Origin of the sequence: Sphaerochaeta sp. (assembly GCF_050256055.1) — a bacterium.
In the GTDB taxonomy this organism is placed as follows: Bacteria; Spirochaetota; Spirochaetia; order Sphaerochaetales; family Sphaerochaetaceae; genus Sphaerochaeta.
In genome coordinates, this window is the sequence record NZ_JBFWIJ010000006.1 from 29151 (window position 1) to 48252 (window position 19102).

General features: G+C 51.8%; 15 protein-coding genes. 13 read left to right on the forward strand and 2 right to left on the reverse strand.

The window, feature by feature from the left end; genetic code table 11:
* Positions 1 to 273: 273 nt before the first annotated feature.
* The 8 genes from AB7C91_RS03715 to AB7C91_RS03750 all read left to right on the forward strand — a co-directional run bounded on the left by AB7C91_RS03715 (position 274) and on the right by AB7C91_RS03750 (position 12071).
* On the forward strand, positions 274 to 1863 hold the full coding sequence (locus tag AB7C91_RS03715; RefSeq protein WP_332446913.1) for a polysaccharide biosynthesis/export family protein: 1590 nt from the start codon (positions 274 to 276) through the stop codon (positions 1861 to 1863).
* An 11-nt stretch (positions 1864 to 1874) separates the two neighbouring features.
* The gene (locus AB7C91_RS03720) at positions 1875 to 4412 is read left to right on the forward strand and encodes a GumC family protein (protein WP_332446912.1); all 2538 of its coding nucleotides are present in this window, start codon (positions 1875 to 1877) and stop codon (positions 4410 to 4412) included.
* Between the two features lie 173 nt (positions 4413 to 4585).
* Entirely contained in the window at positions 4586 to 6190 is a 1605-nt protein-coding gene (locus tag AB7C91_RS03725; RefSeq protein WP_332446911.1) for a bifunctional aspartate carbamoyltransferase catalytic subunit/aspartate carbamoyltransferase regulatory subunit, read from the forward strand.
* 17 nt (positions 6191 to 6207) lie between these two features.
* The gene (gene pyrE / locus AB7C91_RS03730) at positions 6208 to 6906 is read left to right on the forward strand and encodes an orotate phosphoribosyltransferase (RefSeq protein WP_332446910.1); all 699 of its coding nucleotides are present in this window, start codon (positions 6208 to 6210) and stop codon (positions 6904 to 6906) included.
* Positions 6907 to 6916: 10 nt separating this feature from the next.
* Positions 6917 to 7783: an orotidine-5'-phosphate decarboxylase gene (gene pyrF, locus AB7C91_RS03735; protein WP_332446909.1), complete on the forward strand. Its 867-nt coding sequence runs from the start codon at positions 6917 to 6919 to the stop codon at positions 7781 to 7783.
* Entirely contained in the window at positions 7780 to 9507 is a 1728-nt protein-coding gene (locus AB7C91_RS03740; RefSeq protein WP_332446908.1) for a dihydroorotate dehydrogenase, read from the forward strand. The genes pyrF and AB7C91_RS03740 overlap by 4 nt, the downstream gene beginning before the upstream one ends.
* Positions 9500 to 10546 (forward strand): dihydroorotase, encoded by a 1047-nt coding sequence (locus tag AB7C91_RS03745; protein WP_428589322.1) that lies wholly within the window; start codon positions 9500 to 9502, stop codon positions 10544 to 10546. The genes AB7C91_RS03740 and AB7C91_RS03745 overlap by 8 nt, the downstream gene beginning before the upstream one ends.
* 40 nt (positions 10547 to 10586) lie before the next feature.
* Complete coding sequence (locus tag AB7C91_RS03750) at positions 10587 to 12071, forward strand: hypothetical protein (protein ID WP_332446906.1); 1485 nt, start codon at positions 10587 to 10589, stop codon at positions 12069 to 12071.
* Here AB7C91_RS03750 and AB7C91_RS03755 read toward each other — a convergent pair.
* Entirely contained in the window at positions 12068 to 12619 is a 552-nt protein-coding gene (locus AB7C91_RS03755) for a hydrolase (protein ID WP_428589325.1), read from the reverse strand. The genes AB7C91_RS03750 and AB7C91_RS03755 overlap by 4 nt on opposite strands.
* A 296-nt stretch (positions 12620 to 12915) precedes the next feature.
* Here AB7C91_RS03755 and AB7C91_RS03760 point away from each other — a divergent pair, with 296 nt between their 5' ends.
* Positions 12916 to 13941, forward strand: a complete 1026-nt coding sequence (locus AB7C91_RS03760) for a magnesium transporter CorA family protein (RefSeq protein WP_332446904.1) — start codon at positions 12916 to 12918, stop codon at positions 13939 to 13941.
* A gap of 53 nt (positions 13942 to 13994) precedes the next feature.
* The gene (locus AB7C91_RS03765) at positions 13995 to 14633 is read left to right on the forward strand and encodes a YkgJ family cysteine cluster protein (RefSeq protein ID WP_332446903.1); all 639 of its coding nucleotides are present in this window, start codon (positions 13995 to 13997) and stop codon (positions 14631 to 14633) included.
* Here AB7C91_RS03765 and AB7C91_RS03770 read toward each other — a convergent pair.
* Positions 14630 to 15856 (reverse strand): class I SAM-dependent rRNA methyltransferase, encoded by a 1227-nt coding sequence (locus AB7C91_RS03770; protein ID WP_428589329.1) that lies wholly within the window; start codon positions 15854 to 15856, stop codon positions 14630 to 14632. The genes AB7C91_RS03765 and AB7C91_RS03770 overlap by 4 nt on opposite strands.
* A gap of 79 nt (positions 15857 to 15935) precedes the next feature.
* Here AB7C91_RS03770 and AB7C91_RS03775 point away from each other — a divergent pair, with 79 nt between their 5' ends.
* From AB7C91_RS03775 to AB7C91_RS03785, 3 genes are read left to right on the forward strand one after another with little or no spacing between them, the layout of a single operon-like run.
* Positions 15936 to 16637: an HAD-IA family hydrolase gene (locus AB7C91_RS03775; protein WP_332446901.1), complete on the forward strand. Its 702-nt coding sequence runs from the start codon at positions 15936 to 15938 to the stop codon at positions 16635 to 16637.
* The gene (locus AB7C91_RS03780) at positions 16600 to 18312 is read left to right on the forward strand and encodes a phospho-sugar mutase (RefSeq protein WP_332446900.1); all 1713 of its coding nucleotides are present in this window, start codon (positions 16600 to 16602) and stop codon (positions 18310 to 18312) included. Before AB7C91_RS03775 ends, AB7C91_RS03780 begins: the two co-directional genes overlap by 38 nt.
* Positions 18309 to 19082 carry a hypothetical protein gene (locus AB7C91_RS03785; protein ID WP_332446899.1) on the forward strand — a complete coding sequence of 258 codons (774 nt, stop codon included), beginning with the start codon at positions 18309 to 18311 and terminating at the stop codon, positions 19080 to 19082. Before AB7C91_RS03780 ends, AB7C91_RS03785 begins: the two co-directional genes overlap by 4 nt.
* The last annotated feature ends 20 nt before the right edge of the window (positions 19083 to 19102 follow it).

Here is a 19102-nt window from a genome sequence, read left to right on the forward strand (position 1 = left end):
TGTGATAAAAATGCACAAGCAAATGAGGAATGAAATGTAATATGTTGCATTTTTTAGAAATGATTCGAAATAATTGCACATCTGATACTATTTTAGTATTTTTTCTGCACAAATCATGCAACAAGACGTTACGTTGTAGTGATCTCGGGCTTAGGTTGTTTTCTTTAGGGAAGTGTCAAATGATGCTTGTTTTGGCGTATGACATAATGGTAATATGAAACATACTATGCCTATTGAGCTCGGATTCTCAGAAGAAATGAAGGATTTCATCGCATGAAGAGAAGAAACACTACGTTCATGGTGTTATTGTTGGTGGTCTTATGGTGCGGCAGCTTGGTGTTTGCCCAGAATGCAGGATTGGTTGTTCGTTCTCCACTTTTTGGCAACGACATACAGAATGCAACAATCACTGAACCGTTGGCCATCCAAAGCTATGCACAACAGCTGGGCCTTCTCCAGGAGCAATCCCAGCCGGAAGGGCCGCAGCGGGTCCTCAGCGCCATCAGCAGCGGTGCCTATCCGGTTACCCCCGGTGATACCTTCCGTCTGGTGTATCTGGATGGGTTGAAGACGGTGACCGTCGACCTCCAAGCCGATGAAACCAGCTCGGTGACCATACCGGGTTTGGGCACCATCGACGGCAAGGGGAGCACGTACCAGCAGCTGAGACAGGATCTGCTGTCCATGGTCCAGACCTATCATAGTTATTCCAACCCACAGTTGGTGTTCACCGGTACTGGTGCATTCACTGTTTCGGTGGTGGGAGAGGTGAGTGGAACCCGTGTGCTTCCCGCATGGGGACTTACCCGGCTTTCCGAGGTACTGCAGGCTGCGACTCCGTACGCATCAAACCGTAAGGTGACCATTACGCATCTTGATGGAACGAGCAAAGCATATGATCTCTATCTGGCGTTGCGGAAAGGTGATCTGAAGCAGGATCCACTCCTCCAGAGCGGGGATGTCATCACCCTGGCTCGGGCGCAAAAATTGGTGCTTCTTGGTGGCAACGTCTATAAACCGGGAACCTATCAACTGACTGAGGGTGATGACCTTTCCAAGTTGATCGCTTCCTATGGCGGCGGAGTGCTTGCCGGCAGTAATGTACAGAAAATTCGGGTACAACGCTATAATTCCGAGACCGGGTCCTGGAGTGCGCAGTATGTCGACTTGGTGAACAACCCATCCTTCACTCTGCAGCATCTCGACCAAGTGGTTGTTGATACACTCGAACCGGTGATCAGCAGTGTCACCATCGAAGGTGCGGTGGCTTCCAGTGAAGCGTACGATGCACTTTCCTCCACTGCCTTGGTGGGGTATCCCTCAGGTCGTATCTTCTATCAATTTTATCCCGGTGAGACATTGCGGCAGATGCTGCAGGCGATCTCGGCAAGACTGCTCACGGTCAGCGACCTTGACGGAGCTTACATTGAACGGGGTGAACAACACATCGCGATCAAGGCCCAGCAAATTCTTTACGGAACAGATGCACAGGGCTCGATGAAGTTGGAGGGCGGGGATACGCTCATCATTCCATTCAACCAACGCTTTGTGACGGTCAGCGGCGCTGTGGTCCGATCCGGTGTATTCGCTTATGTGCCGGACAAGGGAGTGAATTACTACATTTCGTTGGCCGGGGGGCTCAGCGATGATGCTGCCTATCCGACTACCATCAAGGTTACCGATCAGAGCGGAAATACACTGGACAACAGCAAACCAATAGCTGCTGAAACCACCATTACGGTGGCGAAGGATACCTTCGTCAGGGATATCGCCCCTACGGTTGCCGTAATCGGTTTGGTCAGCTCCATTCTTGGCATAGTCGCCACGGTGGTGAGTATACTCGTTGATGCCAAGACCCTGTAGGAGGATGTGAGATGAGTCAGCAGGATGAATATCAGGGTGCAATGAATGCCTTCGATGCAGGGGAAGAGGGTATCTCGATTGCCGAGTTGCTCCACATTTTCCGAAAACGGTTCCGATGGTTCGTGCTCGGCTTGGTCGTGGTCGTAGGGCTTGCCATCGGGTATCTGCAGATCGCCGTTCCTCAGTATGAATCACAGGTGTCGGTACTGGTGGAACCCATTCAGCGTTCCTCGACCTTTGAATCATTGCTGGATGTCTCTACTTCCACAACCAAGATCGCAACGGAAGTCGAATTGATCACCAGCCGTAAGAACATCGAGTTTGCCTTGGGCACCCTCGATCTCTCGAAGTACCATAATCCTGATGGGCTCGATTACCGGGACAAGAACGTGTTGGGCAATGTAAAGGAACGAATTGTCGTTTCCACGGTTAAGGATACCAATATCGTACGTATATCGGTCACCGATGCGAGCCCTGAGTTCGCCCGCGATCTGGCCAATGCGCTGGCTTCCAGTTATGACCAGCTTTTGACCGGTATTGCGAAGAATTCAAAGACCGCCCAACGGGAATTCATTGAATCGCAGATTCCCATCAATGACGCCGCGCTTTCCCAGGCCAGCAATGCCCTGGGGGATTTCCGGGAGAACAGCGACATCATCCAATTGACCGATAAGAGCTCTTTGTTGGTCAATCAGATTTCCTATTATGCATTGCGCCTTGAACCCTTGAAACTGCAACTCAAGGAATCGATGGTTTTCATCGACTCCTATACCAAATCCATGCAGGACGCGGGAATGAAGGGGGTCCTGACGCTGGATCAACTGCGGGCTGACCCAACAATAACAGCCAAGTTGAAGGACTTGGAAGCTTGGAAGACCGAATTGACCATGTACGAGTCACTCACTTCCCCGACTGCCAATGCCGCCACATCCACGGTCGCTCCCGCCACCGGGATGGATTCTTCTTCCCGTACCTATGTGATCAGCAGTGCGATTTCCCAGGTCACCAAGGATCTGCTCAACCGGGTATCGGTACTGACACGTTCGTACGCCAGTGATGCAAACACTCAGGCAGTCGTACAGGCGCTAACCACCGAGGTCGGAATCAAGGTGCTCGAACAGCGTGGTGCAGTTTTTGTGAATGAATTATCCCAGCTTCCGGTGTTGGAACGAAAGCTTTCCGAGTTGCAGCGTGATGTGCAGATCAGCGAGGCCATCGGGCTGAAGCTCAGGGAAATGTTGGAGGAAGTCAAACTCAGTGAAGCTGCGGTCACCGGAAATGTTACCGTCGTCGACCAAGCAAACCTGCCACTCAGTCCGGTAAGTCCAAACAAACTCCTCATCCTTGCGGTCGCCCTGCTTTTGGGATGTGCCATCGGGTTGCTGCTCACCTTGGGAATCGAGACGTTGGATGTGTCCATTCAGAATGAACAACAAATTCAGAAGATCATAGGCAAGGATGTTCCCGTACTCGGTTGGATCCCGATGATGAAGGTTTCCCAAAGCGATATGTATCCAACGCTTTCCGTGTACAATGATCCGCTCTCCTTCGAATCGGAACGTTTCAAACTGGTAGCCAACATGCTCTACAACAAGAGCAACAAAAAGGTGTATTCCATTACTTCCTGTGCCATGGCCGAAGGGAAAAGCACCATCATCGGGAATATTTCCCTGGCTCTGGCCCAGATGGGAAGCAAGGTCCTGATCATTGATGGAGATCTCCGGTTGCCGAGTATGGAACGGTTCTTCCGTCTGAAACATAGGGGCGTGGGATTGGTCGACTTTGTGACCAAGGAGACCAAACTCGAGGATTGTATCATCAGACCCTTTGAGAATGTACCCACCCTCCATCTGCTGCCCCCAGGTAACGCCCCGTTGGTTCCTGCCGCCATTTTTTCCAATCCACGGTATATCCAAGGGATTGAATATTTGCGACAGATCTACGATTTCATCATCATCGATGCACCTCCACTTGAATCTGCAAGTGAGTTGTTATCCATCAGCAAGCATGTCGATGGCCTGATCATCACTGTACGCGCCGGTATAACCAGCAAGGGTTCACTCTACGATTTGGTATCGAACCTTCGTACGGCAAACGCCCCACTCATCGGATTCGTGTTCAACGGCGTCATCCCCGGAACCACCTCCGGGTATCGTTACGGGTACGGCTACGGATATGGCTATGGTTCCTATGCATACCGCTATGGGTACACCGGTGGCAAAAGTTCATCCAAAAAGCGGAAGCATCACGCCAGACGACGTTCGACTTCCTGGTATCGCAAGCGGTACAAACAGGATTTGAAGACACGCGGGAAAGTCACTTCAGAACAGTATGAGCCGGTGCTGGCGTTCGGCCCCCATGCAGAATTCTCCAGTCTTGAGGCTTGGGCGAAGGAAGCGAACCCCAGTTTTACTTTCTCCTCCATGCCTGTGCAACCGAAGGAGAAGGAATCTGCTTCGGCCAAATCCAATACCTCGGAAGACTTGCTTGACAGTTTGTCCTTGATTGAACAAGATGGAGCTGCAGTCGGCAAAAAAACAGAGCAGTGACTCTAGACAGAGTGACATGACTCTGGTATGGTACTGAGAAGAAAAAAATAGGAGGGAACCGATGCTTCGGAAACGATACACTGTCATGTACCTGCCAGTTGGGTGCTTGTTCCCTCAATTCATTGCATTTGGAAGTCGGTCGTAGGGCCGGCTTTTTTTTTGAAGGAGTGAAGATGGAAAAACAAAACGTGTTCGTCGGAAGATCGTTGACCGTCATAGAGGATCTGTCGAAGGAAGAACGCATGTATCTCTTCGAACAGGTGCGAACGCTCAAACGGGCCATGGAAACGCAGGATACCCAGACTCTTGAGCGGTTCCGCATCAATGACAAGGATTTCGGCATCTATGAAGTGTTTCTCGAGGACAGTACCCGAACGAAGGAATCCTTCAGAAATGCAGCCAATTTCCATCATGTAAAGGTATCTGAACTGAACAGCGACAGCTCCTCCTTCAACAAGGGGGAAAGTTATGCCGATACATTCTACACTCTCAGTGGGTATGCCAATACCATTTTCATCATCCGAAGCAAACTCGAAGGGGTTTGCCGCTGGTTGGAGGAAACCTGTACTTCCTATGCAGAGCGCAATCATCTGTATCGAAAACCGGTCTTCATCAATGCAGGTGACGGAAAGCATGAGCATCCGACGCAGGAGTTGCTTGATGAATTCACCTTCCTTGAGGACAATGACTGGAGTAGCGAATCCTTGCATGTAGCCTTGGTAGGTGATCTGTTTCATGGTCGCACCGTACATTCCAAGGCTGATGGTTTGAAAATCTTCAATCGTGTGAAAGTAGACCTCATTGCTCCTCCTGAACTCGCCATGCCGGAGACCTATGTACAGCGGATGTTGGAAAATGGGTATGAGCTCAGGTTTTTCGATTCGATCGATGATTACCTTGCACAACCGGATAGGGCGGCAAAGTGGTATTTCACCCGTCCCCAGTTGGAGCGCATGGGTGATCGGATACTCCAACGCCAGGCTGAATTGCGGCGATCGATCACCTTCAGACGGGAATTCATGGATAAGCTGGCACCGAACACAAAGTTCTACCATCCACTTCCCCGCCACAAAGTCAATCCGACCATCCCGACCTTCCTTGATGAGACTGAACTGAACGGATGGGAGCGCCAGTCGATCAACGGCATGTATGTGCGCATTGTACTGCTCTCCCTGATAGCAGGTAGGATTGGGAACGACTTCCTTCCTCCTGCAAGACCGGAGGAAAAAGAGGAGGAGGATTACATCCAGGAAGTGGATCTCTCCTCCCTTCCAGTACGTGAGAAAGTGGTGAGCGAAGGTGTGCAACCAATCCATGACGGTTTGGTCATCGATCATATTCTCAAAGGGGATGCCCCGGGTGAAATCCGCAACCATATGCGCCTGATCAGCAGTGTGCTGGGTCTGGATGAGCAGAAGGGCGGGGAATGGGTGAGTACCGGGCATAAAGATGCCGGTACGTTCAAGGGAATCATCTTCCGTCCCGGTTCGTATGAACTGCATCGCAAACATCTCAAACGTTTGAGTGCGGTGGCACCGGGATGTACGCTCAATTTGATCAAGGATGGAAAGGTGGCGAAGAAGTACAGGCTGTATCTGCCGCCGAGGATTTATAATTTTGATGATTTGGCCTGTACCAATGAAGCATGTATTTCGCATCCAGAACAGCACGAAGGGGTGCCTGCGTTGTTCTATCGGACCAAAGACAATCATTTCGCCTGTGCATATTGTGGGAAAAACCATAGTTTCAAGGAAATCTGGAAGAGCAAGAACAAATAGGGTAGACTGGAGTAACCATGAAGAGTATTGAAACCATTACCAATGAGTACGGGCCGCGTTTGGCGCAGCAGGCTCTGAGCTTGGGGGCCATCAGGCTCCAGGTCCAGAATCCGTTTACCTGGGCAAGTGGATACCGCATGCCCATCTACAATGACAATCGGAGATTGCTTGCCCAACCCCAAGCCCGTGCCTTGATTGCAGAGGCGTTCGAGGCGATGCTCAAAAGTCTGGACTTTGATCCTGAGAACATCGCAGGTACAGCGACCGCCGGCATTCCGCATGCAACAACCCTTGCGGACCGGCTCTCCAAACCACTGAGCTATGTGCGCAGTGCCGGCAAGGATCATGGGCTTGGCCAGCAGATCGAGGGACTGGGGCAAAGCGGAAGCTATGAAGGTGCCCGGGTGTTGCTGGTCGAGGATTTGATCTCAACCGGGGGGTCCTCCATCAAGGCGGTACAGGCGGTGGTGCAGGCCGGTGGCATATGCCCCTATACCTTGGCCATTTTCACCTATGGGTTTGAAACGGCACGTTCGGCTTTTTCCGCCTTGGACCCTGCCTGTAATTTCCATACCATCCTGGACTACGACGTGATGGTCAGAAGTGCAGAAAAACAGGGCTACATTTCATCCGAGGATGCAGTGCTCCTTCGGACATGGCGGGAAGATCCCTTCGGATGGGGCGAGAAACACGGCTTCATGCCGACCTTCAACTAGGAGCATGGCAATGACCTATCAAGAACGTTTACAGCAGAGTGCCCAAGAAGTGGGCAACGTCGTATGCATGGGACTGGATCCTCAGGTGGAAACGCTTTTGGCATCGGATCTGGATCTTCGCTCTTCCATCAATGCCCACTTCCAGCAATTGTTCCGCAGAATGGCCCTCTCGGGTTTGATCCCTTCTGCGTTCAAGCCCAACCTTGGGTATTTTGCCTGTCTGGACAATCCTCGTGAGGATGATTTTTCCGGCAGCCAGGCGTTGGCGGATCTTTTGGATATGGTGGAGAATTTCTTCCCCGGTATCCCGCTCATCCTTGACAGCAAGCGTGGGGATATTGCGCGCAGCAGCCTCAACTATGCACGGGAAGCATTCGAAGTATGGCGATCCGATGCAGTGACGGTCGCCCCCTATATGGGCAGCGATTCGGTCCAACCTTTCATCGATTTCACTGACAAGGGCGTGTATATTCTCAATCGTACCAGTAATCCAGGGGGCAAGGATCTGCAGAATCTGATACTGGACAGCCAAAGGCCCGTCTATGAGGAAGTCGCCCGGCAGATCATCGCTTACAATCAAAATCGAGGGTGTGTGGGGGCCGTCGTTGGGGCGACCAACCCCCAGGAACTGATGCAAATTGCACGTCTGTACGCAAATGAGCATGTACCACTGCTCATTCCGGGGGTGGGCAACCAAGGTGGAAGCGCCGTTGAGGTCATGCAGATACTTCGAAGCGTCGGATATCCTGTTGTACTTGCCCGCATCAACAGTTCCAGTGCGCTTACCCATCCATGGAAAAAGGGTGCGGCACCGGATGACTGGCTTGATCAGTGTGAAGCAAATCTACGCATGCTGATCACGGAGTGTGCCATATGAATGTGTTGGCTCAGCTCTCCTGTCGGCACTTGGACCGTACGAAAGAGGTGCTTTTGACCACCGTAAGCGGGGTCGCATCGACCAAGCCTGCGCTCATTTCCTATTTTGATTCCAAGGTTGAGGCCGTGGGCATCATTACGACCAAGAGCTTTCAGGTGGAAAGGAATCCGGGAAACCGTGAACCGGTCATCTGCGAAACGCAGACCGGTTGTTTCGGTAATTCCGTCGGACTACGGAATCCAGGCATGGAGCAGGCGCTCTTTGAGTTGCGGCAATTGCGGGAACAGCATGCCTTGCGTTGTCTGCTCAACGTATCCCTTTCTGCAAACAGCATTGAGGATTTCATCACCTTGGTCCGGGCCTTCGATGAGGTGGCCGACATGGTGGAATTGAATTTTTCCTGTCCGCATGCCTCAGTCGGATATGGTTCGTCCATCGGATGCGACCAATCCATCTCCGCCGAGTATGTACGCGTCATCAAGGAGGCTACGAAGGATTGCAAGGCCCCGTTGTTCGTGAAACTCACCCCCAATGTAGAGAATATTGGGGCCATTGCAAAAGCAGTGATGGCCAGCGGTGCTGATGGTTTGGTTGCCATCAATACGGTAGGGCCGATCGTCCATATCGATCCGGTGGCGAATCAACCGATTCTGCAGAACAAACTCGGGGGAAAAGGTGGCTGCAGTGGTCAATGGGTGTTCGAACAGGCATTACAAGCCATCAAGGCCATTCGATCGGAATGCGGTGATGCCATCCCCGTAATCGGTATGGGTGGGGTTTCCACCGGCTCGGAAGCTGCACTTCTCATCGAAGCGGGAGCCGATGCCGTGGGGATAGGTTCTGCTCTGGGAACAGTGGACCAACGAAACTGGCCTCACTATCTGGCTGCCGTCAAGGATGAGGCACAGCGCCGATTACAGGGACTCCCTCAGTCGGACCACGCAGCTTCCCGATATCTGATTGATCATCGACAGATGGCCTACGAGCAGCATATCGTGACCAAGACTGAGCACTATGGGAAGGATACGGTGATCCTCGCCTTGGACGGGATGCTCAATTGCAAAGCAGGTCAGTTCGCTTTTCTCTGGATCCCCGGTCTGGGGGAAAAACCGTTTTCGGTTGCACACAACCAGCCGCTTTCCTTCATCATCAAGCGACGCGGTCCAGTCAGTGAGGCGCTTTGCAAACTCACCGTAGGGGAGAAGCTGTATGTTCGGGGATTGTACGGAGCCCAATTGGAGAACGAGGTCACCGAACAGGCTTTGCTGATTGCCGGTGGGACAGGAGTCGCCGTCCTACCGTCGCTTGCCGAGCAACTTCGCAACCAAGGAAGCAAAATGACCATCTTGGTCGGAACCAGCGAGACGGTGGACTCAAAAGCGTTGCTCGAGGATGAACTGTCGGTATACGGGAAGTTTAGCTGTGTTGCCGATGAGGGGAAACCGGGACGTGTCCTCGATTTGCTTGATTCACTGGAGCTTGTCGGTGATACGGCATGTTATCTTATCGGCCCCGAATTGTTCATGGCCATCGCCTCACGCAAACTTCTGGATCGGGGCGTTGCACCGGATAAGCTGTATCTTTCAATGGAGCGCACCACTTTGTGTGGAATCGGTATGTGCGGAGAATGTGCCTGCGGGGATAGACTGACCTGTCGTTGGGGTACGTTCATGCAATACGACTACCTGGCACGGGAGGCACCACAGCTGATCGCCTATGATTGATCCACATGTACACCTGCGTGATTGGCGGCAGGCAGCAAAGGAAACCTTGTCCCATGGGATGGAGGTGGCATTGGAAGCCGGAATCGATGAACTCTTCGATATGCCCAATACAGATCCTCCGCTGACCGAACGATCGCTCATTCTCAAACGCCTGGAGGATGCCAGGGTTGCCAATCCTACGATGCGCTATCATCTATTCGCAGGCTTGAGTGCCGACCGCGATCAGGTGTTCGCTGTTGTGCATTTGGCGAAGCAGTTGTTTCCCCAGGTAATCGGGCTGAAGTTGTTTGCCGGTCATTCCACCGGCAACATGGGTTTGGTTGACGAGCAATTACAACGTTCGGTGTATGGTTGGTTGGCGCAGGCTGATTATCAGGGTGTTGTCGCCATCCATGCAGAGAAGGAATCGTTGTTGCATGGTGAACGTGAAGACTTGAAGGATGCGAGTACGCACAGTCTCGCCCGCCCGGTGGAGGCGGAAGTCGTCTCCGTGGTTGATCAACTACGGTTTTCAGAGGAAGCGGGTTTCAAAGGTCACCTGCATGTTTGTCATCTCAGCTCGACTGAAGCCCTGCATCGTATCGAACAGGCAAAAAAGAAGGGGAGGCGTGTCAGTTGTGCGGTGACCCCACATCATGTGCTTTTGAATATGCTCGATGCCAAGGACGCTGCGCTTGGTGCCCGGATGAATCCACCGTTACGCAGTGAAACGGAACGAAGCGCCCTGTTTGCCGCCCTGCTGGAGGGGAGGATTGATTGGATAGAGACCGATCATGCCCCACATACGTTGGCCGATAAGCTGGCCGGCGCAAGCGGGATACCCGGATTCAGCGGCTTGTTGCTTTTGGTGAAGGCCATGATCGAACGGGGTGCCGACGAAAAACTGCTTCGTTCCTTACTCGGCGAACGGGTGCTGCAGGTATTCGGTCTGCCATCCCGTCCTATTTCCATTCCTGCCTATGATACTCTTTGTTCCCTCTCCCAGACAGCATGCGAAGCATATCCGTATGACAGCTATGCCAACTTCCGATTGCGCTAGGATGCTCAAGCCTGTATACTAGTGCAACCGGGAGGGGTATGTGATAGATCTTCGCAAACATTCGAGCAGACATCTGGAGACGAAGCTCATTCTCCCTATTCCTGAGACCCAGCGCTATGAACGGGAACTCCATTATTATCTGTTTTCTCCTCCTCAGTTGTATGTGAATCGGAGCACCTATACCGAAGATCGGCTGCTCACCAAATTCCAAAGCCACGGGAGGTATTCATCACCGGAAATCACCTTGGAAGAATTGCTGGATGAGCATAACCAAATCAGTCCTCTGACCCTGCTCAAGCGGTATGCAACCGACCTAGCTAGGGATGGGGCAAGTGTTCCGGAACGCAACGTCATCCATGAGTTGCAATCAATCGTGAATTCCACCCGGCATGAAAACAAAGCCTGCCTGCAGGATTGCAAGGATATGGTGAAGTTGGGCATGCATTCCGACTTGAGCAATACCTTGGAGGCTTGGCAGGCAAACAGCAGAAAACTGTTGGCTACACTTCGTATGCTCATGCATGAGCTCGAGAATCGGTTTTCAGCTGAGAACCGGATCGTCTTGGCTTTCCAGTGGTCCGATGAGGCGGTCAGCCTGCTGTGTGAAAAGCAAGCCATCGACTTGTATATGACCAGCACTTCATTGCAAAACGAGATGGCCAAGACTCTTTCCTCGTTGCTTACCCTCTCCCGCGAAGAGGTTGAATACCGTAAACGTCAAGGATATCCGAGCGGCAGCAACAACGCCGAGGCGGTACAGTACCGTAAGGCGGTCTTGAAGAAATGGACCCAGTCTTCTTTGTATCTGGTACCGGATGTTTCCCGCTGGCCCAAACGGGTGAGTGAAATTTTAGCAGGAACCGCTGCCGGGGTGGCGATGGCATTCGCTACGCTCACCGCTGTCTTTGCTGAAACGACATTCATCAAGAACAGCTTGCAATGGGCGTTGATCGTCATCATCGGGTATGTTTTCAAGGACCGCATCAAGGAATGGCTGCGTCTGTTCTTCAAGGCGGTTCTCCCCAAGATGATGGCCGATGAGATTTCCTCATTCCTTTCTCCCAAGACCAATCGCAAGATTTGCTCCAGCAGGATCCGTTTGAAGTTTGAGGATGTAGAAGGTCTTCCTGCGAAGGTGAAGGAGATACGCAAGGATAAGAGCAATCCCTTCCAGGATATGCTCCCGAAGGAGGATGTCATCCATTACATCCGTAACCTGGAGATGCATCCGCTGACCAAGCATGGTCTGGATCGTGATCAGTTTCCAAGGGAAAACAACTTCACCCTGGTAACCCGAATCCGTTTGGATGACTTTCTCAAGGAAATGGATGATCCGAACGATGTGCTGTTCCGCATGGACCCGAACGTCGATGAGCTGGATCAGCTCAACAGCGAACGGGTCTATCATCTGCATCTTGTGCTTCGCGAATATTCGAAGAAAGAAGAACTCGATCTATACAGTCACTATACGGTGGTTCTGAACAAAGGAGGCATCGTTCGTATCGAACAGATGCCGCTCTCCTAAAGACCGATTTTTCCGCTTGCCTCGGTCATGGCTTCTATGGTCAGGCTGATGATGTGCTCCAAGGGAAGGTCGAGCATCTGAGCTCCCTGGGCGATGATCTCACGGTTGACTCCGGCTGCAAACCCTTTGGAGGACCATTTTTTCTTAACGGATTTGACGGTCATTCCCTGCATCTTCTCCGGCCGCATAAGAGCAGTGGCATAGACGAGTCCGGTCAGTTCATCGATGGTATAGAGGACTTTTTCCATGAAAGATACCGGTTCTACGTCGGTGACCAAACCCCATCCATGACTGCATACAGCGTGGATGAACGATTCGTCGGCTCCGATTTCTGCAAGCAACTCGGGAGCTTTCTTGCAATGCTGCTCGGGAAACATCCCCCAGTCGATGTCATGCAAAAGGCCTACAAGCGACCAGTACGTCTCGTCATGATCATATTCCCTGGCAAATCGTCTCATTGTTTCTTCCACACAATATGCATGGTAGATGAGCGCTTCATTGGTATTGTACTTACGCAGTAATTTCTCTGCTTCTTCACGATTAAACATGTATTTCCTCCTTGTGGGGAGTATAGGCTGTTTGGCTTTGTTCGAAAAGGGTGAAAATAACCGGATTCCCCCTTTATTCTTCTTATGCGGTTATGTTAGTATGAGGCCGAGCTTGCCAGCTGTGCAGGCTATTTCCCGTCATGAGGAGGAACCAATGTCTACAGTAGACGATGGTGGCAGTATAACACCTCTGCCTAGTATATCAGAATTGGCGTCCTCCTTGTTCCGTCCGTAGGTTCGTACATCGATCCTCCAGAGTGAACTTGGAAGCACGTTTCACCCGCAATGGAGGAAGTATGATCACAATCAGAAAGAATCTGATGAGCCAGAATCCAGGAGATCAAATCCAGGAGGCTCCTTACACTTGGGTCGATGCCCGAGATATTAATCGGGATGACATCACCCAACTCGAGGAACAATACCAGATTTCCAGCGAATTGCTCGCGGATATCATGGACCAGGACGAGCAGGCACGCATCGAGCGAGAGGATGATTACATCGCCTTGATAGTGCGTCTACCCGCGCTGGCCGATGACAGCAAGGGAATCAACCAATATGCCGTTCCTCTGGGCATCGTCTTGGTACGCGATACAGTCATCACCATTTGCCAGAGCAACAGTATCGTCTTGGAAGATTTTGCCAAGAATCGATACCGCCAATATCCCGTACAGACGATGGAAGGGTTTGTGATCAGCATCCTTGGCCGCGCGGTTATGGTCTACATCCGTCTGCTCAAGTACATCAACCGGCAGAAATCGCAGGTTGAGGAGCAACTGCATAAGAGCATTATGAATTATGAATTGATCCAACTCTTGCAGATCCAAAAATCCTTGGTGTATTTCTCGACCAGCCTGACCACAAACGAAGCGTTGCTCGAGCGGTTGCAGAGGACTCCCTATTTCAAGCTTGCAAGTGAAGAAGAGCGTGATTTTCTGGAAGATGTGATCACTGACAACAAGCAGGCAATCGAAATGGCCAATATCTATTCCTCGATCCTCACCGGAACGATGGATGCATTTGCTTCGGTCATCAGCAACAACATGAACGTCATCATGAAACGACTCACCATCATCTCCATCAGTATCATGTTCCCGACGTTCGTTACCGGATTTTACGGGATGAATGTGGAATTGCCATTCATGCACAACAGTTTTGCCTGGATGGGTGTATTGACGTTCTGTGGTATCAGCGCCTTTATCGGAGGTTGGATGCTCTCGGATCGTAGAAACGCTCGTTTGGTCCAACGCTCGGTTTCCGGTTCCCGTGAGATGGATCGGGAGAAACAACGGAAAAAACGAAAAAAGCGGGCACTCCCCGATTGATTCGCGATGTGCCTCAGTGCTACTATCAGCGCTATTCGGAGCACACACCCCAGATGGACAGCATTGCGCAACTCATCGCCGCCTTTGACGGAACGTATGCCGGTCAGTCAATGACCGACTTGTTTTCCTTGTATTCCCAGATAGAAGAACAGACCGCTTCGTTCTGCAAGCAATTCAACATTGCCTGCGCTCAGGGGTGTGGAACATGTTGTGAGCATTTCATGCCTGATATCACCACCAGTGAGGCACGTCTTGTCGCAGCCTACCTCTTGTTTGTCAAGAAGGATTCGCAGCTGCTCGAACAGGTGCGCCAAAATGTGGATAATCATGAAGGCCCTTGTCCGCTGTATCGCTTTGACAGTCCGTATCATTGTCAGGTCTATCCGGCCCGGCCGTTGATTTGTCGCCTCTTCGGCGCATGTGCCAATCAGGATAAGAATGGAAAGGCGGTATTCCGACGGTGCCGTTACAACACCGAGCATACCATGCCCCTCTCTCTGACCTTCGACGAGGATGTTCCGGTCATGCAGGATTATTCCTATGCCTTGCGTTCGCTCGATGACCATGAAGGGGAGGTGGGGTATCTATCTGAAATGGTGGATTCCCTGCTCGATCAATTGCGGTTTCTGGCGAATATGCTCGGGTTGGATGACTCCAACCCGGACGATACGCCCAATCCAATGGCAAGTTAGCGCAATACCCTGATGATGAATCCATTCAGGTATTCGGATTCAGGGAAAGAAATGCGGATCGGATGATCTTCTCCCTGCCCGAGAATTCTCAGGATCTGGATTTCCACATTTGCATCCTTTGCACTCCAGGCGAGTACCATGCGCAGTTGTTCGCTGCTGATCGCTCCGCTGCAGGAAAAGGTGGCAATGATTCCCCCCTGTTTGATTTTCTGCATGGCCAGCCGATTCAGATCCTTGTATGCTTTCATCGCATTTTCAGCCTGAGCTTTGGTCTGGGCAAGCTTTGGGGGGTCCAGGATCATCAGATCATAGTAGTCTGCAGGAATGATGCGCATCTGCTCGAATATGTCACAAACCGTGGTGGTGACCTTTTCCCTGCTTGTATCAGGGATGACACCTAATTCCTGGTTGAGATGGATGTGACGCAACGCCTGTTTGAGCGCGGGTTCACTGGAATCGAACAAATCGACTTGTTTCGCTCCTGCACGTAGGGCATGGAGACTGAATGCTCCGGTATAGCTGCAGCCATCCAGCACCACCGAATCCTTGGCATACGCTTCGATTGCCTTTCGGTTCTCCCGTTGGTCACAATAGAATCCGCTTTTCTGTCCTTTACCGGGGACCACCTCATAGACCAGTCCATCCTCGCGGAAGCGAATGCTGTCCAAGCGTTTTGACGGGGTGAAATATGCACCATCCTGATAATACAACACGGTTTCGGCAAGGTGTTCGATGCCGCAGAACGCGCTGTCGGTGGAAAGCAGGATCATCGCCGGTTTGAGCAATGCATCGAGGGTTGATACGATCAAATCACGATGATCCCAAGCCACACGAGCGCTGATCACCACCCTGAGCATGGTTCCGTAGACATCGACGACCAATCCGGGAAGCATATCCGCCTCACCGAAAATGATGCGAAAGGTGGTGGTATTGCTTGCTTTGTCCTCAAAGAACACAGATCGACGCTGGATGCTTTCCTTGATGGTCTGTTTCCACCAAAGATCATTGATGAGCTGATCCTCATTCCAACTGAGCAGGCGAAGAGGGATGTGACTCTCCTGGTCATACCATCCCCATGCGATGAAGGAGCCTTGCTTCGTCTCCACCCGGCTCAGACCGGTGGACAGAAGGGAGGCCTTGTTTTCCAAGGCGCCTGAGAAAACCCACGGATGATGACGTAGCAACTGCTTCTCTTTACCGTCTTTGATCGTAATTATTTGCATGGCTACACAGTAGCCGAAGCGTCTTGTTTTGTCAAAACGTTTGTTGACGTACCACCGTCCCCTGCTTAATAATGGGGCCATGCATATGCCAGACTTCAAAGCGGTAGTGTTCGATCTTGATGGAACGTTGGTAGATACGATTGGGGATATCCAAAGTGCTCTCGCTTCTGCACTGCAGCGGGAAAACCTACCGGCTCCCGAAGAGGAGCTTGTGCGAAAGGTAGTGGGAAACGGGCTTCCCAACTCGCTACGTGGTGTTTTGGCCAATTTTGGTCATACCGTCAGCCCTGCCCGATTTGAAACACTGTTGGGAACAATGATGGCGTATTACCGGGTGCATTATGCCGACAAGAGCCGTCCTTACGAGGGGATTATGGACTTGCTTCAGCGTTTGGCCGATGATACTCTGCTGATAGGGATCCTCTCCAACAAGGAGGATGGCTTGACCCAGAGCATTGTACGTACGTTGTTCCCTTCCACATCCTTTGCATGGGTGCAGGGACTACGCAGTGATGTTCCCCGAAAACCTGACCGGTCTGCGATCGATTCGTTTTGTACTCGGTTTCGCCTCTCTCCCCAAGAGCTGCTGTTTGTCGGGGATAGTGAGGTTGATTGGCAAACTGCGCAGAATGCCGGATGCCCACATCGGTTGGTAAGTTGGGGATTTAGACCGAAGGAAGAACTGCAAGCCCTTCCCGGGGCGGTGGTTGTCGATACTGTGCAAGCGTTGGAGGATGCAATCTATGGCTTACAACGAAAAGGATCTTCGAAACAAAGCTGAGGCCTATCTGAAGGCTGAACGCCAGCAGGTCTTCCGTCAGGATGTGGAGCAGGAGCTTGAGGCAGGCTCCTGGGAAGCCTTGTATGATAGGTTTTATACTAGTCTTGCATTCGGAACCGCAGGTATGCGGGGTGTCATCGGCGGTGGAACGAACCGGATGAACAGCTATATGGTTCGCAAGGTGACCCAAGGATTGAGTGAATACCTGAAGGATGAATCGAAGAACCCTTCGGTGGTCATTGCCTATGACAGTCGCCATTACAGCGACCTGTTCGCCAAGGAAGCCGCCTTGACCCTTGCCGCCAATGGAGTCTCCGTATTCCTGTACTCCACCTTGCATCCGGTCCCAATGCTCAGTTTTGCCGTACGGTACTTGCAGACGACGGCCGGCATCGTGATAACGGCAAGCCATAACCCGAAACAATACAACGGGTACAAAGTGTATTGGCGTGACGGAGGGCAGGTGACTCCTCCGCATGACTACAGCATCGCCGAGCGGGCCAATGCCGTGAAGCCGGAGAACATCAAGGAACTCAGCGAACAGAGTGCCCGGGACAAGGGGCTTTTGGTCCCGGTTCCCGATAAAGTGGATGAGGCATATTATCATACTGCACTGGGAAGTTTGCGCCGACCGGCCTTGGTGCAGAATAGCACGATCACCGTTGCCTATACGCCGTTGCATGGATCAGGGAATGTACCTGTCCAGCATTTGCTTGCCCAAGTGGGCATCAAATGCGTCGTGGTGAAGCAACAGCAGGAACCCGACGGGGATTTTCCTACCGTAGAGCTTCCCAATCCGGAACATCCGAATGCGATGAAGATGGCCATCGAGTTGGCAAAGCAGGAAAAGGCCGACATTGTCCTGGGTACCGATCCCGATGCCGACCGACTGGGTATCGCCATTCCCTCCTCGGAAACAAAGCAGGATTACCGATTGTTGACAGGGAACCAGATAGCCACACTTCTGACCGATTACCTGATGAATGCGCATACGGACAAACCAACCGGCAAACGTCCGTTGGTGGTCAAGAGTTTGGTTACCACCGATTTGGTGAAGCGGATCACAGAAGGACAGGGTGGACGGTGCAAGGATGTCTTGACCGGCTTCAAGTACATTGCCGAGCAGATTGCAGATCTTGAAGGGCCGAAAGGTGAGCATGAATATTTCCTGTTTGGATGCGAGGAAAGCTATGGTTTCTTGACGGTTGCACAGGTCCGCGACAAGGATGCGATCAGCAGTGCCCTGGCGAGCGTGGAGATGATGAGTTATTGGTCCAAGCAAGGTATCACACTACAGCAACGGTTGGAGCAGATCTATGAAACGTGGGGCTATAGCACCGAAGCGGTATTCTCCAAGGAGTATGAAGGATCCAGTGGAAAAGAGAAAATGGCCACCATCATGACAAATCTGAGGAAGCTTTCCGCCTCTGACTCCTTGGCAGGCAACACCATTACAGCAGTTCAGGATTTGCAGGATGGCAGGCAGACCGATTTTCCTCCTTCCGATGTGTTGATTTTCCACTTCCAGGGAGGTGACAAACTGGTGATCAGGCCGAGTGGTACCGAGCCGAAGATAAAATACTACCTCTTCTTTACGGCGGACAAGGCCGGAAGGAAGGCGCTGGAAGCATCTCTGGGGCAACGGATTGAACGGTATAAGGCGGCGCTCTCTTGATTACCTGTTATATCCTGCAACGACATAAGAAGAGCAGTCTCTGTCTCAGTCCTTACCTCGATACGGAGCGGGTGGCCAATTACGCGGAAGACGAGCAGGTGGTGCTAAAATCCAGCGGCATGCTTACCAAGAACCAGCGGGATGAGGTCAGCTACTCCCTCTATGCGGCGATTGATTTCAGCGTTGACCGCTGGATCCAGAACAAGCAGTACGTGCCCCGCCTGCTTGTCTGTGCCGTAGTTTTCACGGTCGCCTATTTCTTCTTTTCGCTGGTCATCCGTGACCCCATCCCCATGCTGGACGAATTGGTAATCAGCTCAGCCCTGACGATTTTCTGTTGGACGTTCTTGTCCAAGCGTGATACCCGGTCCTCGGTTGCCCAGCGGAGGCGATATGAGCTCAAGCTTCGGGCTTCGGAGCGTGAGGAAGTCATTGAGGAGGGTTTGTTCAGCTTGGAGCAGTACTTGGACGAGATTGGACAATTGGATCCGCTACAGGTATGCAATTCGCTGTGTTTGGTGGAACCGGAGGCGGTGAAGCCGGATTTTGCGTCACAACTCGGCGAGAATCTGGTGGAAATTCGGGCCATGCTTGTCCAGGATCTTACCCTGCATGACAAACAACTTCTCCATAGTGCCCATCGCATCGTCGAGCTGAGAGCTCACCAAAAACCTGATGAGAAACTGGCTGCCAAGCTGTTCCATTTGAGTGCACAAGACCAAATCGATCTTGCCTTGCTCAGTTGCACCGTAGCCTTGCTCCAACAGTAATTGAAGCAAAAGCCTTGCAA

What these genes read in the sequence shown, in the direction of transcription:
- AB7C91_RS03745 (WP_428589322.1), top strand. Translation starts at nt 9,500, where the DNA reads ATGATTGATCCACATGTACACCTGCGTGATTGGCGGCAGGCAGCAAAG.
- AB7C91_RS03760 (WP_332446904.1), top strand. Translation starts at nt 12,916, where the DNA reads ATGATCACAATCAGAAAGAATCTGATGAGCCAGAATCCAGGAGATCAA.
- AB7C91_RS03775 (WP_332446901.1), top strand. Translation starts at nt 15,936, where the DNA reads ATGCATATGCCAGACTTCAAAGCGGTAGTGTTCGATCTTGATGGAACG.
- AB7C91_RS03780 (WP_332446900.1), top strand. Translation starts at nt 16,600, where the DNA reads ATGGCTTACAACGAAAAGGATCTTCGAAACAAAGCTGAGGCCTATCTG.
- AB7C91_RS03770 (WP_428589329.1), bottom strand. Translation starts at nt 15,856, where the DNA reads ATGCAAATAATTACGATCAAAGACGGTAAAGAGAAGCAGTTGCTACGT.
- AB7C91_RS03740 (WP_332446908.1), top strand. Translation starts at nt 7,780, where the DNA reads ATGAATGTGTTGGCTCAGCTCTCCTGTCGGCACTTGGACCGTACGAAA.
- AB7C91_RS03765 (WP_332446903.1), top strand. Translation starts at nt 13,995, where the DNA reads ATGGACAGCATTGCGCAACTCATCGCCGCCTTTGACGGAACGTATGCC.
- pyrF (WP_332446909.1), top strand. Translation starts at nt 6,917, where the DNA reads ATGACCTATCAAGAACGTTTACAGCAGAGTGCCCAAGAAGTGGGCAAC.
- AB7C91_RS03725 (WP_332446911.1), top strand. Translation starts at nt 4,586, where the DNA reads ATGGAAAAACAAAACGTGTTCGTCGGAAGATCGTTGACCGTCATAGAG.
- pyrE (WP_332446910.1), top strand. Translation starts at nt 6,208, where the DNA reads ATGAAGAGTATTGAAACCATTACCAATGAGTACGGGCCGCGTTTGGCG.
- AB7C91_RS03715 (WP_332446913.1), top strand. Translation starts at nt 274, where the DNA reads ATGAAGAGAAGAAACACTACGTTCATGGTGTTATTGTTGGTGGTCTTA.
- AB7C91_RS03720 (WP_332446912.1), top strand. Translation starts at nt 1,875, where the DNA reads ATGAGTCAGCAGGATGAATATCAGGGTGCAATGAATGCCTTCGATGCA.
- AB7C91_RS03755 (WP_428589325.1), bottom strand. Translation starts at nt 12,619, where the DNA reads ATGTTTAATCGTGAAGAAGCAGAGAAATTACTGCGTAAGTACAATACC.